Below are 15,709 nucleotides of genomic sequence, written 5' to 3'. Positions count from 1 at the left end.
GAGCAACCTCGAAGATCTGAGCGCTGCTCAGCAAGCAATCAGTCGCTTCAGTCAACACGACATGTCATCCCCAGCGCTGACACCTCAATTTCTGTGTCGGCGGTGCAGAAAACTCGATTGGAACGGGAGGCGAGGATGCTTTTTGACAGCTTAAGGCTTGTTCGTTCGCGGCCGGACGCCTCGTTCCCCGTTCTTGTATGCCGCTCTTTCGATAAAGATTTGTGCGGGCAAGAGTGAACGGTAGCTTATACCCGCCACATGATCACGCCTCGATTCATGACGCTCCCGGAGGAGATCAGAGCTTTCTCTTGTCTACACCGGAATATGTTTCTCGCGCTGGGGTGTATGACGTTCTGGTTGACTCGAGGTTTGCTCACCAGCGCTTTGGGTGTGCGTTTAGCTAGATCGTTCGCTCTCTATGCAACGGACGCTCTGTGTGAGCTTCTATGAGCGTTTGCGTATTAATGGTCTTGAGCGCTTCGATGTTGTCGGTTTGCTGAAAAAGAGTGTTTTTGGGCTGAAAGTGTCAACCTTTGGGAAACATCGTGTTACGTTTGCGCCGCAGAAGGTGGGTTTTGGTTATGAGTGATGTTTACGGATGTAAACCTGATTTGGCCTTAACTGTGGGCCGGGCTGGTCTAAGTTTACCTTTTTGAGCCCAAAAATGGGTTGTATGTAAACTTTAGGCAACCAACCTATGCGAGTCTCACGCATTCACCGTGCAGAATATCGGGCGCTTCGTTATAGCCTTCACCTGCCTCTTCCGGCGTGCAGTCGTAACCAAGTTGGGTCAGGTTGGTCGAGGTGTTTCGCTAGAAGACGTCAATGTTGCGGACATCGGTGAGCGTTCTCCGCTGCTGAGACTGTCATGGACCCCTCTGATTGTCATGCCGAGCCGATCGGAAAACATCGGCAGGAACGGCATGGGAGGTTTGGCTCACCCCAAGCTCTAGGCCACAAAAGGCATCCCCATCGCAATCACTTGCCTATTCTAAGACTTCACGTTTCAAAAATCGGCTCGTCATGTCTCGATCTCCCGCACGGGAGAGCCCTACCCCAATCGAGCGACCAGATCGTCGGCTGATAGGTGCGAGTAGCGCCGAAGCATTCGGAGTTCTTTATGTCCGCTGATCGTGGAAACCTCGATCACGTTCAAACCGCGCTCGAAGAGACGGCTGACGCCTTCGTGGCGCAAATCGTGAAAGCGTAACGACTTAATCCCGACCCGGATCAGCAATCGACGCCACGCCTGCTCCAGCGCCCCAGGCGTCATTGGGAAAACCGTAGATTGATCTACCGGTGCGCACCCCTTCCAGTCCATAAGCGCATCGAACGCACGCTGGGACAGAGGCACCTGGCGGCCAGAGCCGTTCTTGGTAAGGGTGAGCGTGATCACCCGGCGGTTATGTGAGATGTCGACCCACCGCAGTCCGAGGATCTCACCTCGGCGCATCCCGGTCTCTATCGCCAGGATGAGCAGCGTCTTGAGGTATGGCGTCTGCCCGCTGTCGCAACCATCGAGCAGACGCTGCTCCTCGTCGCCTGCCAGTCTCCGGCTGCGCTCATTACGTATCACCGGACGACGAACCAACTTCACCACGTTCTTTGCGAGCGGCAGACCCCAATCGCGGATGGCAACCTCAAGGACATGGCTCAGGATAGCGAGCTCGCGGACAGTCGTAGATGGAGCTACCGACTTCAGACGCTCGTCGCGGAACGAGGCGATGTCCTGCTGGCTCAGTCCGATCAGCGTGCGGTAGGCGAGATCATGGCGACGCAGCACGTCGATCCGCTGGATCTCCTGGACGGACCCGCGCTTGGTGGGTGAGATCTCGCGCTGGTAGCGCTCTAGGAGTTGTCCGAGTGTCGTGTTTTCAAGGATCCTCGTGTCCGGAGCAGCGCCGAAGCGATCAACCTGGGCTTCCAGATCACGTGCCCATTTCTCGGCTTCGAGCTTGCTGTCGAAGGACTTGCAGCGCGGCTTCATGCCGCGACGACGCACCTGCGCTTGCCAGCGCCCTCTGAGCTTCCGGATTGTCGCCATGTGACCCCCAACTGTTGTTGAAGATCATGCGTAGGACGCCCCCGGCGGGGTGCAAAGGATTATACTGGCGCTTCTCGGGCCGACGAAGAGCGCTACTCGAACATCGGGCGCAGATCCGCTATTTGTCCTCAACGAGCCGGCCCCACTTAGCAACTACCTCTTTGTGAGAGATTAGCCATTCTCGCAGTTCCTTGGCCCTCATGATGCCCGTCTTCAGACTTTCAACTTGGATGTCAAAGTCCGTTTGATTGTCCACTGGCTCAGTCGACAGCGCCATAACCAAGCCAGGGTTGGGTCGCACCTTGGTTGGCTTCTTAGATGAGAATAACGCCCCCAATTCTTTGGCATCAGCGGTCAATTGCTGAATGGCCGACGCTGGAGCAGATCCCCACCCCGCAAAGGTCACGGCCACATAGTTGGCCCTACGATCCGAACCCTTCCCTAGTTCGTGTGCAAAACGTCGAGGCCGAATTGCTTCTGGAAGTTCAGAAAGCGATGCCAGCTGATCGTAGATCATGGAAGTGCTTTCACGTGGATTGGCAGGTTTGCGCATGCTAGCGCCTGGAACAATCTCCGGAGCCAAATCCTCAAGCAAAGAAATATACCTAGCATTGAAGTCTCCGACAATCTTGTCCGGAATTGCTGTGTAACCACGACGATGCTTGTAGATTGCCTGGTCAACTATTTCAGCTCTAAAACCATATCGAAGAACAAGATGGCTTCCGGATTCATCTCGTATTTCTCGTAAATAGTTAGAAATAGACTCATACGAAATAATATTATCGAATTTGCCCGTGAAATCCGGAAATTGCCTAGCGTAGGCTTCCGGACAGATTATCAGCATTGATCGTTGGTGATAACCTTCTCCTAAGGCCTCTATCTCCTCGCGATAACTCTCGGCTTGATCTGGCTGTTCGGTTGCATCCAATTTGTTCTCAATCAGAAGCGCTGAACGACCGTTGTCGGAATGCCGAATATCAACGAATATGTCGATCTCTCGTCGAGATCGCGTGCGTCGCTTGCTGTGTTTAACGTCCCAGGAAGATATCGGTAAAACAACGCCTGCGTGAGCAGCCATCCAAGTGACGAAGTCCGACGAAGCGTGAAGCTCCTCTACCAAAAGAAGATCTATGTCGCGCTCGGTGGCGTGGCTCAGCGTAGGTATGTATTCATCTTCCACTACGTCTCTCTCCGGCTGTTGCGCCTAGAAAGTAGAGCACACTCAACCTCCACCTGCCAACGTCCTCTGAGCTTCCGGATCGTTGCCATGTGACCTCCAACTGGTGTTGCAGGTCACGCGCAGGATGCCCCTGGAGGGGTGCCAAGGACTATCCCGGCACAGTGATGAGTTGCGGATCGGCGCAGAAGTCATCTAATGATTGATCGGTGTGGGGCGTCCCGATGCAATTACTAGTATCCAGGACATAAGAAAGAGACAATGCGATGGGATCGAAATTGACCGTGGGACGCGGGGCGATTGCAACTGCGTGCGATCTTTTGGGCTATATAAGGACGAACGCGGAACTTGAGGGTGTGCTTATTGAGTATGGCATATCGGACTATGTGCGGCCGAGTGGCTCGATAGCTAAGACGATACTTAATCTCAAGGAATTCGCAGTAAAGAACCCTGGTCATCAGTTCTCGACTGACTTCGGCATCAAGCCTCTTGGCATCCTTTTGGCTGAAGAGGTCATAAGGAGGGTTGAGCAATCATCTAAAACGGAAAAGCTTTGGGAGAAACTGGAGCGCTACCTCAATCTTGATGGGTATTCCCTTCTCAGGGGCACGACAAGCACGTGGGGAGCAGTAACGCTTGAGATAACTGGACTCACAGTCGCGATGCCACAGTTCGCTGAATTGCCGGAAAGTTCGAACGAAGTGGAGATCCTGATTGATAGACATGGATTCCACATCGCTGAACGCCATCTTTCGAGCGCAAAGGAGAACATCACTCAAGGCGATTGGGAGGCGGCGAACAGCCAGTGCCGGACCTTCCTCGAAGCTTTGACCGACGCTATCGCAGAAAGGCTCTACCCGACAGAATCATGCTCAAGAAGCAGTGGCCTTCAGAAGCGCCAGCTTTTGGCTGATAGGGGGTTTCTATCGCGTGAGAAACACGAATTTGGTGACGGACACGGCCAGACGTTCTTGCCCGGCCTGGCAAAACTGCTGCACCCGGACGGAGCACATCCAGGCATTTCCACCCAGCATGACGCCATATTCAGACTCCAACTTGTGCTTGTCACGGCGCGCTGGCTGCTAAAGCGCCTAGAAAATTCGACAGGCGGAATCACCTAACCGCAGCGCTTACACGCCTGCACTTGCCAGCGTCCTCTGAGCTTCCGGATCGTCGCGATGCTGATCTCCAATAGTTATTGAGGATCACGCGTAAGACGCCCCTGGAGGGGTGCCAAGGGTTATCCCACTATCAACCGAATATTGACCATGGGCTCAACTAAAACTTGTCGAACAGCATTCAACACGGTAGCCAGCCAAAAAATGTTTTGGAGCAAAAAGATCGCTTCGATGCCGTAAAATACATTTCAGATTACATTGCAATGATCGCACGACTTATTGCGGCAGCTGTATTCCTTCAGATAGTTGAAGATAATTACGCCAAACTGTCTTCCTCTGTATCGAGCCAAATCGCATTTTTAATATGGTTAATACTTTGGGCTGCTGTAATTGCGATGTTCTTGGGAATTATTAGCATTGCCCTTGGCATCGTAATCAGGATCTTTCGGGCTCGACCTCAAAAAGATCAAAAAGCGCTCTCCGATGTGATTATTCACGGTTTCATGGCGGGTGTATTTGGAGGGAGCGGAATTTACTTTTTGTCGGGTTTGCCTTCGTTGCTTTTGTTTCTGATTCAGCAGCAATTATCAAAATAATTAAAATTAGTAGCTAGGTGGATGTGTGGCGACCACAGAAAAGCTGCCCGCAGCTGTTGAACTGTATTGCCTGCCCTCTCCTGCTACCAAAAGACTCAGCCGCGAGAAAAAACCTACCAAATAGAACGATTGATCGAGTCAGCTCTTGTAAAGAATCAGGAGTTCAGTTTCCTTAGCACATACAACCATACGTAATTCATCGTCGAAACGGCGACCTGTGAGATTCCATAGATGAGAAGTCAACAGTCAGTAGAGCGCATCCTTCAAGCTGTATTTCCTCGAGGGACCACGCCGACACGAGACGGATCAATTGATGTAATGCCCATCCTCCCCACTGACGTCTTCGCCGGCGTAGGGACGCTAATCGAATACTCTGGCATCTATCATAGACTGAAGCCCGCAGCGCTATCGACCGCGAATATAGCTGCTGGGGAGAGAATCAATCGACATTTGGCCACTCGTCATAACAAGAAACCTGGAGCGATAACCGCTAGCGATATTATTGAAGGCGGGCCGAAATATTGGGTCAAGCTAGGCAAAGCCTGGCGCGCAAGCTCCGGAATGTATGATGTCATTTCCTTGCTTTGGATCCAGATTATCAAAGAGCGTCTTCAATCTGTGGTCTCGCTCGAAAAAGGCACAACAGACCTGACGTGGCTGAAAGCAGCTCTGGCACTCTTTGCAATCTGTGATGAGGCCTGCGAAGGGCTTGGTTATGTTGATGGCAACTGGATAGACTTCGCTTTCCAGCGCTCCCAGAGCAGGCCCAAAGCCGAAATTATCGACAAAAACCATCCATCGCATCTTAGATCAACGGCAAAAGACGGCTCCATGTGCGTGCTGGCCGACGAGAACGTTGTCTGCGTTATGCCCAAATCAAGAACACCAATGGTCGGCTGCACATTGAGAACGCTTAGCCACAACCTGGCTTTGCTCCCTCCCCCATACAAGGCCTCCGCTTTCTGGTATCGCCCTCCGCTCAAACTGGAGAAGAACACCAAGCCACTAAATATACTACTTGTCCCCTTCCCTTACCAAATCGATGCAAGAGACTTTAGCGCCATCGAGGTGGAAGGAAGCTATGCTCCTGAATTTGATCGTTGGGGCGAATTCGAGTTGCACCAATCCTGGCTCCAGAAAGCCAAAGTTCCTACGCTTGTGGAGGAGCTGCTTGAGATTGGGTTGACGAAAGGCACAACGGTGGAGGGCATTGTGTTCCCGGAGTTCTCTTTAGATTGGCGAACTTACAGCGAGCTAGTTGAATCGTTGCGGAAGCCTGAGCATAAGAACGTCAAGTTTCTGGTAGCGGGAAGCTCTGAAGACGGAACTGACGGTGATGTAAAAAAGGGCAACTTCGTTCTTACAACCATGTTCTACGACGAGCCAACTGGCGGAGAGAGAGTTGCCGTAACATCCGCTCGCGGAAAACATCATCGATGGCGGCTAAATGGCGCCCAGGTGGAATCTTACTGCTTAGACAATGTTTTAGATGCCAATACGTTTTGGTGGGAAAACATTGATCTCACTGAGCGCCGGATAAGTAGCACGGTATTCAGGGAAAGCTCTGTATTTACGACATTGATATGCGAGGATTTGGCGCGAAGCGAGCCGGTGCACAGCGTATTGCAAAGCATTGGGCCTAATTTGGTGTTCGTTCTGCTTATGGACGGCCCTCAGCTGAAAGATCGATGGGCTGCACGGAATGCAACTGGCTTGGCAGAAGACCCCGGTTCATCCATTCTGACCTTCACATGCAGAGCTCTATTGCAACGGCAGTCAGAGCGAGTTGATGGATATCCGCCCAACTATACAATTGCGCTTTGGAAAGATGACACTCAGCGCATTAGAGAAATTAAATGCGAGCCAGACATTGATGCTGTGATTGTTACCCTATCAGCGGCAAGAGCCAAGGAAACGACCTTGGACGGTAGGGCGAACTCAGACGCGTGGGCTTGGCGAATGAGCGGCTATGTTCAAGTCAAGCGGAAAATCACTTGAAGATTAGGACCTCCGGTTGCGGTATCTCGTCAACCTACTATTTTACTTGCAGTGACGCGCTCCATTAAGAACGACTTGAAGACCAGCCGGTAATCGTCTCAGACATGGCGCGCTCGTATTCGTCGCGATCCTGCCTGTTCTCTTCAATTATGCTTGTCAGAGCATCGAAATCATTATCGCCCGGCACGAACTTTTCACCGCGAGATTTCAATTCGCTTTCGATAAGCTCATCTGTGTTGGCCCACATCATCAAAAAAGATTTCACCGCGTTATCCCTCTGCTCACCGCGTCGCAGCCGCTCGACTTTCTTCATAACTTCGACCTCGCGTAGGCAAGCATATCATGCAGACACTCTGACGACTTTCCCTTAACAGAACATTGTTAACTCCCGACAGAGCCGAGAGTTCCTTGCCAGTAGAGGATCGAGTCGATCATACAAACCTAAAAGCGCGCGAAAGTTGCGTTCCTCGATGACACCGAAGCACTCTTAGATATTAGACTCTTTTTGAGCGCTTACAACATCTAAACTGATCATCTTTTCGCATAGCTATTATGCGTCCTCTGGCTACGCCTCCATTGTGGCCCCGACCAATTTAGACACGAGCCTCGACGATCGAGAAAATTCGGAGACTCTTCTGATCCCTTGCACCCCAAGGTTCAGAATGGCGGAGAGGGTGGGATTCGAACCCACGATACGGTTGCCCGTATGCCGCATTTCGAGTGCGGTGCTTTCGACCTCTCAGCCACCTCTCCGCGTGATTTGGTCGACGCATTGCTGCGCGGGCTTTCACATAGCGACAGTTGATCTAGCTGGCAAGGGCTTAACATGACGAATTTCCAGCATTTGCCTTGACAGTTTTTACTGCCTCACGTATGCGAGCCGTGAATTAGACACGGGCTTACTGTGTCTTGATTTCTCCGCCCCATTGGGCAGAGCTCCATCGGCAGGTGCCGGTGGCCTTGAATGGCTGCTTTTACCTGCTCAACCGACTGACAAGAAGACGGCCGCAACGGGTATACCCGCGCAGAGCCGGAACGAACATGAAAGGATAAAAAATGTTCGCAGTCATCAAGACCGGCGGTAAGCAGTACCGCGTAGTGGCCAACGACGTGCTGACCATCGAAAAGCTGGAAGCCGAAGCTGGTGCAACCATCGAATTCACTGAAGTTCTCATTGTTGGCGTTGGCGCCGACGCAACCATCGGCGCACCTTTTGTCGCCGGCGCATCCGTCAAGGCCGAAGTTGTCGAGCAGAACCGTGGCAAGAAGGTTATCGCGTTCAAGAAGCGCCGTCGCCAGAATTCCAAGCGTTCGCGCGGCCATCGTCAGCATCACACCGTCGTGCGCATCACCGACATCGTCGCTGCGTAATCGGTCAACGAGAAACAAGGTTTAAAGGAGAACTCCAATGGCACACAAAAAAGCTGGCGGTTCCTCGCGCAACGGTCGCGATTCCGAATCCAAGCGCCTTGGCGTGAAGAAGTTTGGCGGCGAAGTCGTCATTCCAGGCAACATCATTATTCGTCAGCGTGGCACGCAGTGGCATCCCGGCGCCAATGTCGGCATGGGCAAGGATCACACGATCTTCGCACTCACGGCAGGCAATGTGAACTACCGTACGAAGGCCAATGGCCGCGTGTACGTGTCTGTGGCACCGAAAGCCGAAGCAGCGGAATAAGCCGGTAGCGCTCAAAAACAGCCGGCGTCTCATCGACCCGGCTGACCGCATCAGGTTCAGAAAAGTAAAAAGGGAAGATGGGGCAACCCGGCTTCCCTTTTTCTTTTGTCTTTTCAACCGAAAGGAGACTGAACCATGCAGAGTGAATTATTGAGGGATAGGCCATCCAGGCCGCCCGAGGAAAGGCTGAGGCCTGACCGGTTAAGGAGCGATTGCCCCGTCTTGTTGTCGCAAAGGCTTGTCCTGCGCGCACCCCACGAAGAAGACATCGACGCCCTTGCCCATCTCGCCAATAACGCCACAATCGCGACGATGGTGTCGCGTATGCCCCATCCCTATACGGCAAAAGACGCCGCGGATTTCGTGCGACGTTCGAAAAATGGCGAGATTGGCAAATGCGTCTATGCCATTACCAAGGGTGAAAACGGCGAGTTCCTCGGTTGCTGCGCGCTCGAAACCCACGCTGAAGACGAGGGCACACTGGAACTGGGCTATTGGTTGGGTGAACCCTACTGGAACAAGGGATATGCCACCGAGGCAGCGCATGCCCTGATCGATATGGCCTTTCGCACAAGACAGATCGTCCAGATCGACGCGCGTTGCCGGGTGACCAACATCGCCTCCAGGCGCGTTATCCAGAAATGCGGCTTCCAGTTTCAGGGGTCTGGAATGGTCGGCAGCCTTGCCATGGGTGGCATGATGCCGGTGGAGTGGTTCCGGCTGGACCGCAAGACGTGGATTTCGCTGAAGAGTTGGGGAGAGATGCGATGAGCCCCGTCATGGAAAAACATGTCTTGCAAACGCCGGGGCCCTGCCCGACGATCGAAACATCGCGGCTTATTCTGCGCCCTCATCGCATGAGCGATGCAGACGCCATCGCCCAGTCCCTGTCTGATTTTGCTATCAGCAGAATGCTGACACGCGTTCCCCTGCCATTTCATCGGCAGGATGCAATCGACTGGCTCAGCCAGTCGACATCAGCTCTGTCAAAGGACTGGTCACTGGCCATCACCACCGGCGACGATACCCATATCGGTGTCGTCTCCATCGAGCTGAGACACGGTCTGTGGAAAATGGGCTATTGGCTGAACCGCTATTATTGGGGCAAAGGCCATATGAGCGAGGCCGCTTATGCCGTTACCGAGCGCTTCTTCATGCGCATGCCTGAGGTAACACTTCACAGTGGCGCCTTTGCCGATAATGCGGCCTCGCTGCGCATTCAGGAAAAGCTCGGTTTCGCAATCACGCGAACGGATACGCTTTATTCCATTGCTCGGGGTATCGCCTCACCGCATATCGAGACAAAGTTGGCGCAGGCTGGTTTCCGCCGGCCCTGACAATCACCAGGTCCGGCGCAGGCGCAACAACTGCGCCGGATCAACCCAATTCGACCCAGATCGGCAAATGATCGGAACCCTCCGCCTCAATGTCGATAAAGGCATCCTTGAGCCGTGGCACAAGACCCGGACTGAGAAAGCAGTAATCCAGATGTTTGCGCTCGGCATGGTTATCACAATCGATCCAGGTGACGCTGTCGGCGGTCACCGCGCCGCAGCGCGCCAGAGCATCGACCGGAAAGCCGGCTCTCAGCACCCGACCGTAGAATGCGTCGCCATAGCCTGTCATCGCACAGTATTCAGGCGATTCGGGCTCCATGTTGAAGTCGCCCAGGATCAGGAAGTCCTCGGGAAGCGGCGGATCGGCAACGCCAAATTCCGTCGCGCCGGTAATGGCGCCACCTTCGTTGACGAAGTTCAGGACCCGCTCCTTGAGAAAATCGATCTGATCGATCCGTTCATCGGGCGAAACGTGATCGAGATGGACCGAATAGACCCGCAACGGTCCATCCGGTGTGGCGATCACGGCTTCGGTTGCACCACGCTGCAGGTTGAGCTTGTCGAAGGTGCGATGACGCGGAAGAAGAAGCATGCGATGCGCCAGAATCGGCCAGCGCGACAAAACCATATTGCCGAACTGATAGCGCTTGTCGACCAGACGACCATCGACACGTTCGGACGAAAGGTGAAGATCGCAGGCGGGACCATAAATGAAGTGATGATCGGGAAAGAGATCCGCCATCACAGAAACGAGATCGACACCACCATTGTGAGGCATGCCGCGGGTAACCTCCTGCAACGCGATGACATCAGCCCCCTCAAGACTTCTGGCAATGCGCTCGGGGTCAAATTGACGGTCCAGACCCAACCCAAACTGGATGTTGTAACTTGCGAACTTCACGATACTCTTTGACCTCCTGCCCATCCGGCGATATCGATGGCGCCGATTGCAGGAAATACCCTGACATGGAAGTGATAGCTGTACTATGAAATTTCTCGACGAAGCCAAGGTCTATATTCGCTCCGGTGACGGTGGCGCGGGCAGCGTGTCTTTCCGCCGTGAAAAATTCATTGAATTCGGCGGCCCGGATGGTGGCGACGGCGGACGCGGCGGCGATGTGTGGGTGGAAGCCGTCAATGGCCTCAATACGCTGATCGACTTCCGCTATCAGCAGCATTTCAAGGCCACGATCGGCACCCATGGCATGGGCCGCAACCGCACGGGCGGCAATGGCGATGACGTGACGCTGAGAGTGCCGGTTGGCACCCAGATTTTTGAAGAAGACAAGGAAACGCTGATTATCGACCTGACGGTTGAGGGTCAGAGGTTCCGTCTGGCCAAGGGCGGCAATGGCGGCTTCGGCAACGCCCACTTCAGATCGTCCACCAATCAGGCTCCCAACTGGGCCAATCCCGGTCTGGAAGGTGAAGAAAAGAATATCTGGCTTCGGCTGAAACTGATTGCGGATGCCGGACTTGTGGGTCTGCCCAATGCCGGCAAGTCGACATTCCTGGCGACCGTGACGCGGGCGCGCCCGAAGATCGCCAATTATCCATTCACCACGCTGCATCCCAATTTGGGTGTCGCCACCGTGGATGGACGCGAGTTCATTCTGGCCGATATTCCAGGCCTGATCGAAGGCGCCCATGAAGGTGTCGGCATCGGAGACCGGTTCCTGGGTCACGTGGAGCGTACGCGCGTTGTCCTGCATCTCGTTTCCGCACAGGAAGAAGATGTGGGCAAGGCCTACAAGACCGTTTGGCACGAACTGGACGCTTACGGTCACGGCATTACAGACAAGCCGGAGGTTGTTGCCCTGTCCCAGGTCGACGTTCTGGACGACGCCGAACTGAAGAAAAAGGCGAAGGAACTGGAAGAGGCCTGCGGCCGCAAACCGCTTCTGTTGTCCGCCGTAACCGGCAAGGGCATGACGGATGCCCTGCGGGCTTTGCGCGACGTGATTGTTGCGGAAGGAACGCAGCCAGTCGACGAAGTTCCAGAACGCGTGCAGAAGATCCGCCATCGCGATCTGCCCAAGGACGATGATCAATGACGTCGAGCCCCAAAGCTCTTGACCAGTATCGGCGCATCGTCATCAAGATAGGCTCTGCTTTGCTTGTCGACCGGAGCAGCGGGCTCAAGAAGGCTTGGCTCGATGCCATCTGCGACGATATCGCTGCGCTGCGCGCAAAGGGTGTCGATATTCTCGTTGTGTCCTCCGGTGCCATCGCGCTTGGTCGCTCGGTGCTGGACATGCATGCCGGCGCTCTGAAACTGGAAGAAAGTCAGGCTTCTGCGGCCGTCGGCCAGATCTCGCTTGCGCGCCATTGGTCGGAGAGTCTTTCGCGTACGTCCATTGTCGCGGGCCAGATCCTGTTGACCCTTGCAGACACTGAAGAGCGCAGGCGCTATCTCAATGCTCGCGCAACGATCCATCAATTGCTGAAAATCGGTGCAGTCCCGATCATCAATGAAAATGATACGGTGGCGACCACCGAAATCCGCTATGGCGACAACGACCGGCTTGCCGCCCGCGTCGCCACCATGACTGGCGCAGATCTCCTCATTTTGCTGTCGGATATCGATGGTCTGTATACGGCGCCTCCGCATCTTGATCCCGATGCGCGGTTTCTGGAAGAGATTTCAGACATTACCCCGGAAATCGAGGCCATGGCAGGCGGGGCAGCATCCGAGTTTTCGCGCGGTGGAATGCGCACGAAAATCGATGCCGGAAAGATTGCGACGGGTGCTGGTTGCGCCATGATCATTGCCTCGGGAAAAAGTGCGAATCCGCTGAAGTCGATCAGCGAAGGCGCGCGCTGTTCCTGGTTCGCACCATCCGGAACGCCTGTCACCGCACGTAAGACATGGATCGCCGGCCAGCTTCAGCCGGCTGGCGAATTGCATGTCGACGCCGGAGCGGAAACCGCATTGGGCGCGGGCAAGAGCCTGCTGCCTGCGGGTGTACGTGAGGTTAAGGGAAATTTTAGCCGTGGAGATACGATCGCGGTGCTCGGTCCGCAAGGTCGGGAAATCGCCCGAGGACTGGCAGGCTACGATGCAGAGGATGCACGCAGGATCACGGGTCGAAAATCATCGGAGATCGAGGATATTCTCGGCTATGCCGGACGTGCTGCCATGATCCACAGGGACGACCTTGTCCTGACAGAAACGAGCCGCAAGCCCCCTTCGGTAAGCACGAAGAAGGACACAGCCCATGCTTGAACCCCTCGCAACGGACACGAATTCGATTGAATCCCTGATGGGTGAGATCGGTCGAAATGCGAAGGTCGCCGCACGCCCGCTGGCGATCGCCTCGACAGAGGCCAAGAACAAGGCGCTCGAAGCGATGGCAGAGGCGATCGAGAATGCTGAATCTGAGATCCTGGATGCCAATAATGTCGACGTCGAGAAAGCCAAGGCTGCCGGCATTTCTGGATCCTTCATCGATCGGCTGATCCTCACCCCTGACCGCATTCGCGCCATGGCCGACGGCATTCGTGCCATTGCAGATCTCAAGGATCCGGTCGGTGACGTGATTGCCGCCTGGGACCGGCCAAATGGCCTTCATATCGAACGCGTGCGCACGCCGCTGGGCGTCATCGGCGTGATCTACGAGAGCCGTCCCAATGTGACAGCCGACGCAGGCGCGCTTTGCCTGAAATCAGGCAATGCCGTGATCCTGCGCGGCGGCTCGGATTCGGCTCGTTCATCTCGTGCAATTCACGCATGCCTGGTCAAGGGACTTGAGAGTGCCGGCCTGCCCGTTCATGCCATCCAACTTGTGCCGGTCACGGACAGGGCAGCCGTCGGCTTCATGTTGACCGGTCTTGAGGGTGCTGTTGACGTCATCGTTCCCCGCGGCGGAAAGAGCCTTGTGGCCAGGGTCCAGTCCGAGGCGCGCGTTCCCGTCTTTGCCCATCTCGAAGGCCTTTGCCACGTCTATGTCGACAAGTCAGCGGACCTCGACATGGCAACGAAGCTCATCGTCAATTCCAAGATGCGTCGCACGGGCATTTGTGGTGCTGCAGAAACACTGCTGATCGACAAGGCTGCGGCGTCAACCCATCTGGCACCAATGCTGGAAGCCCTTAAAGACGCGGGATGTGAAATCCACGCGTCAGAAGAAGTTCTGGCACTGTCGCCTGGCCACCTGGCTGCAACGGAAGAAGATTGGCGTACCGAATATCTCGATGCCATCATCGCGGTGACACTGGTGGACGGCATTTCCGGCGCAATTGCCCATATCGCCACCTATTCATCCAACCACACCGAGGCAGTCATTGCTGATGATGCTGCGGTGGTCGAGAGGTTCTTCAACGAGGTTGATTCCGCCATTCTTCTGCACAATGCCTCGACACAGTTTGCAGATGGTGGCGAATTCGGCATGGGTGCCGAGATCGGCATCGCCACCGGCAAGATGCACGCCCGTGGGCCAGTTGGTGTCGAGCAGTTGACGTCATTCAACTACCGCGTCCACGGCAGCGGTCAGGTCCGGCCCTGACGTGACGGATACGCTGATCGCTTCCCGTTTCCTGCGTATGCCTCATACAGAGCGAGGAATGGTTGTCGGATTGTTCGGCGGCTCGTTCAACCCACCGCATCAGGGACATGCACTTGTAGCAGAAATTGCGCTTCGGCGCCTGGGTCTCGATCAGCTCTGGTGGATGGTAACCCCCGGCAATCCACTGAAAAGCAGAAGCGTTCTGGCCCCTCTGGCAGAGAGACTTGCGCTGAGCGAAAAGATAGCCGGCGATCCTCGCATCAAGGTAACGGCATTCGAGAAATCGCTCGGAACGAGCTACACTGCAAAGACCCTGGAATATGTCCGGTCGCGCAATACCCACACGCATTTCGTCTGGGTCATGGGCGCCGACAATCTGAGAAACTTCCACCACTGGCAGCACTGGCGCCGCATCGCCACAACATTTCCGATTGCGGTGATTGACCGTCCTGGCGCAACACTCTCCTATTTGTCATCGAAGATGGCGCAGGCCTTCGATTTCGCCCGGATCGACGAAGATGATGCCGGCGCTTTGTGGCGGCACAAACCGCCAGCCTGGACGTTTATCCATGGCCCTCGTTCGACGCTCAGTTCGACGGCTCTTCGCGAGCAACGAGATTCCGCGGATAGCTAGAGATATATGACCAGGCAATTCACCCGTCTTGAAACCTTAATAAATCAGTGCCACTTTATATCTGTGGTGCGACCAGCTAGGTCGAATCACCGACGTGCTGTTCTGTTAATCCCAGGAAAGGACGAACTCTGACAACAGTGCACACCAAGGGAAGGGCAGCCACTGCCATCCCGCAAAGCCCGGAACGTGGCGCCGATGCCGCAGCCCGCGAGCTTGAGCTGGTCCTCGCAAGTGTCGAGGACTCAAAAGCAGAAGACACAGTCACTATCGATATTGCCGGGAAATCCGCGCTGGGCGACTACATGGTAGTTGTATCCGGGCGCTCGAGCCGGCATGTCATGGCGATCTGCGAACACCTGATTACCGATCTCAAGGAAGAGGGTTTCGGCGCCGCGCGCGTCGAGGGTCTCGAGACGGGTGATTGGGTGCTGATCGACACCGGTGACATTATCGTGCATGTGTTCCGGCCTGAAATCCGCGAGTTCTACAACATCGAAAAGATGTGGGCGGCTCCGGATATCGAGGAAAGCCGGCTGCACTAACCGGCCCAAAGGCGCCGGCGACACTGTATCGACTTGAGATACCGGCGGTGGTTTTGACGAACTCGCGCCGGCCAGACATC

The 15,709-nt window shown here is 54.9% G+C and carries 17 protein-coding genes and 1 tRNA gene; 13 read left to right on the top strand and 5 right to left on the bottom strand.

Features of this window, described 5'->3' with window-relative positions:
- The first annotated feature begins 436 nt into the window (after window positions 1-436).
- Window positions 437-589, top strand: a complete 153-nt coding sequence (locus tag ACQQ2Q_RS17935; protein WP_428188490.1) for a hypothetical protein — start codon at window positions 437-439, stop codon at window positions 587-589.
- 462 nt (window positions 590-1,051) lie between these two features.
- On the opposite strand, the gene ACQQ2Q_RS17930 is transcribed toward ACQQ2Q_RS17935, so the two are convergent.
- Both ACQQ2Q_RS17930 and ACQQ2Q_RS17925 read right to left on the bottom strand, forming a co-directional pair.
- Window positions 1,052-2,044 carry a site-specific integrase gene (locus ACQQ2Q_RS17930; protein WP_428188489.1) on the bottom strand — a complete coding sequence of 331 codons (993 nt, stop codon included), beginning with the start codon at window positions 2,042-2,044 and terminating at the stop codon, window positions 1,052-1,054.
- Between the two features lie 118 nt (window positions 2,045-2,162).
- Window positions 2,163-3,224: a PD-(D/E)XK nuclease family protein gene (locus ACQQ2Q_RS17925; RefSeq protein ID WP_428188488.1), complete on the bottom strand. Its 1,062-nt coding sequence runs from the start codon at window positions 3,222-3,224 to the stop codon at window positions 2,163-2,165.
- Between the two features lie 263 nt (window positions 3,225-3,487).
- Here ACQQ2Q_RS17925 and ACQQ2Q_RS17920 point away from each other — a divergent pair, with 263 nt between their 5' ends.
- The 3 genes from ACQQ2Q_RS17920 (at window position 3,488) to ACQQ2Q_RS17910 (ending at window position 6,933) form a co-directional block, all read left to right on the top strand.
- Window positions 3,488-4,342 (top strand): hypothetical protein, encoded by an 855-nt coding sequence (locus ACQQ2Q_RS17920; protein WP_428188487.1) that lies wholly within the window; start codon window positions 3,488-3,490, stop codon window positions 4,340-4,342.
- 164 nt (window positions 4,343-4,506) lie between these two features.
- Entirely contained in the window at window positions 4,507-4,935 is a 429-nt protein-coding gene (locus ACQQ2Q_RS17915) for a hypothetical protein (protein ID WP_428188486.1), read from the top strand.
- Between the two features lie 561 nt (window positions 4,936-5,496).
- Window positions 5,497-6,933, top strand: coding sequence for a hypothetical protein (locus tag ACQQ2Q_RS17910; protein WP_428188485.1), 1,437 nt, complete (start codon window positions 5,497-5,499; stop codon window positions 6,931-6,933).
- Window positions 6,934-6,997: 64 nt separating this feature from the next.
- On the opposite strand, the gene ACQQ2Q_RS17905 is transcribed toward ACQQ2Q_RS17910, so the two are convergent.
- Both ACQQ2Q_RS17905 and ACQQ2Q_RS17900 read right to left on the bottom strand, forming a co-directional pair.
- Window positions 6,998-7,246, bottom strand: a complete 249-nt coding sequence (locus ACQQ2Q_RS17905; RefSeq protein ID WP_428188484.1) for a hypothetical protein — start codon at window positions 7,244-7,246, stop codon at window positions 6,998-7,000.
- A 350-nt stretch (window positions 7,247-7,596) separates the two neighbouring features.
- A tRNA-Ser gene (locus tag ACQQ2Q_RS17900) sits at window positions 7,597-7,686 on the bottom strand.
- A 303-nt stretch (window positions 7,687-7,989) separates the two neighbouring features.
- Here ACQQ2Q_RS17900 and rplU point away from each other — a divergent pair.
- From rplU to ACQQ2Q_RS17880, 4 genes are all read left to right on the top strand, one after another.
- Window positions 7,990-8,304 (top strand): 50S ribosomal protein L21, encoded by a 315-nt coding sequence (rplU, locus tag ACQQ2Q_RS17895; protein ID WP_428188483.1) that lies wholly within the window; start codon window positions 7,990-7,992, stop codon window positions 8,302-8,304.
- 37 nt (window positions 8,305-8,341) lie between these two features.
- A complete protein-coding gene (gene rpmA / locus ACQQ2Q_RS17890) occupies window positions 8,342-8,611 on the top strand; it encodes a 50S ribosomal protein L27 (protein WP_428188482.1) in 270 nt (89 codons plus the stop codon).
- A 135-nt stretch (window positions 8,612-8,746) separates the two neighbouring features.
- Complete coding sequence (locus tag ACQQ2Q_RS17885; protein WP_428188481.1) at window positions 8,747-9,382, top strand: GNAT family N-acetyltransferase; 636 nt, start codon at window positions 8,747-8,749, stop codon at window positions 9,380-9,382.
- Window positions 9,379-9,948, top strand: coding sequence for a GNAT family N-acetyltransferase (locus tag ACQQ2Q_RS17880; RefSeq protein WP_428188480.1), 570 nt, complete (start codon window positions 9,379-9,381; stop codon window positions 9,946-9,948). Before ACQQ2Q_RS17885 ends, ACQQ2Q_RS17880 begins: the two co-directional genes overlap by 4 nt.
- A 40-nt stretch (window positions 9,949-9,988) precedes the next feature.
- Here the strand turns inward: ACQQ2Q_RS17880 and ACQQ2Q_RS17875 are convergent, their stop codons facing one another.
- Window positions 9,989-10,849, bottom strand: coding sequence for an endonuclease/exonuclease/phosphatase family protein (locus tag ACQQ2Q_RS17875; protein WP_428188479.1), 861 nt, complete (start codon window positions 10,847-10,849; stop codon window positions 9,989-9,991).
- An 85-nt stretch (window positions 10,850-10,934) separates the two neighbouring features.
- On the opposite strand from ACQQ2Q_RS17875, the gene obgE reads away from it, so the two are divergent.
- The 5 genes from obgE (at window position 10,935) to rsfS (ending at window position 15,629) form a co-directional block, all read left to right on the top strand.
- Entirely contained in the window at window positions 10,935-12,002 is a 1,068-nt protein-coding gene (obgE, locus tag ACQQ2Q_RS17870; RefSeq protein WP_428188478.1) for a GTPase ObgE, read from the top strand.
- Complete coding sequence (gene proB, locus ACQQ2Q_RS17865) at window positions 11,999-13,174, top strand: glutamate 5-kinase (RefSeq protein WP_428188477.1); 1,176 nt, start codon at window positions 11,999-12,001, stop codon at window positions 13,172-13,174. The genes obgE and proB overlap by 4 nt, the downstream gene beginning before the upstream one ends.
- The gene (locus ACQQ2Q_RS17860; protein WP_428188476.1) at window positions 13,167-14,453 is read left to right on the top strand and encodes a glutamate-5-semialdehyde dehydrogenase; all 1,287 of its coding nucleotides are present in this window, start codon (window positions 13,167-13,169) and stop codon (window positions 14,451-14,453) included. The genes proB and ACQQ2Q_RS17860 overlap by 8 nt, the downstream gene beginning before the upstream one ends.
- 37 nt (window positions 14,454-14,490) lie before the next feature.
- Window positions 14,491-15,087, top strand: a complete 597-nt coding sequence (locus ACQQ2Q_RS17855) for a nicotinate-nucleotide adenylyltransferase (RefSeq protein WP_428188535.1) — start codon at window positions 14,491-14,493, stop codon at window positions 15,085-15,087.
- Between the two features lie 128 nt (window positions 15,088-15,215).
- Window positions 15,216-15,629, top strand: coding sequence for a ribosome silencing factor (gene rsfS / locus ACQQ2Q_RS17850; protein WP_428188534.1), 414 nt, complete (start codon window positions 15,216-15,218; stop codon window positions 15,627-15,629).
- Window positions 15,630-15,709 lie beyond the last annotated feature (80 nt).

Source organism: Agrobacterium sp. ES01, from assembly GCF_050320885.1.
Lineage (GTDB): Bacteria > Pseudomonadota > Alphaproteobacteria > Rhizobiales > Rhizobiaceae > Allorhizobium.
Note: the sequence above shows the minus strand (reverse complement) of the source record. Positions and strands in the feature narration are given on the sequence as shown.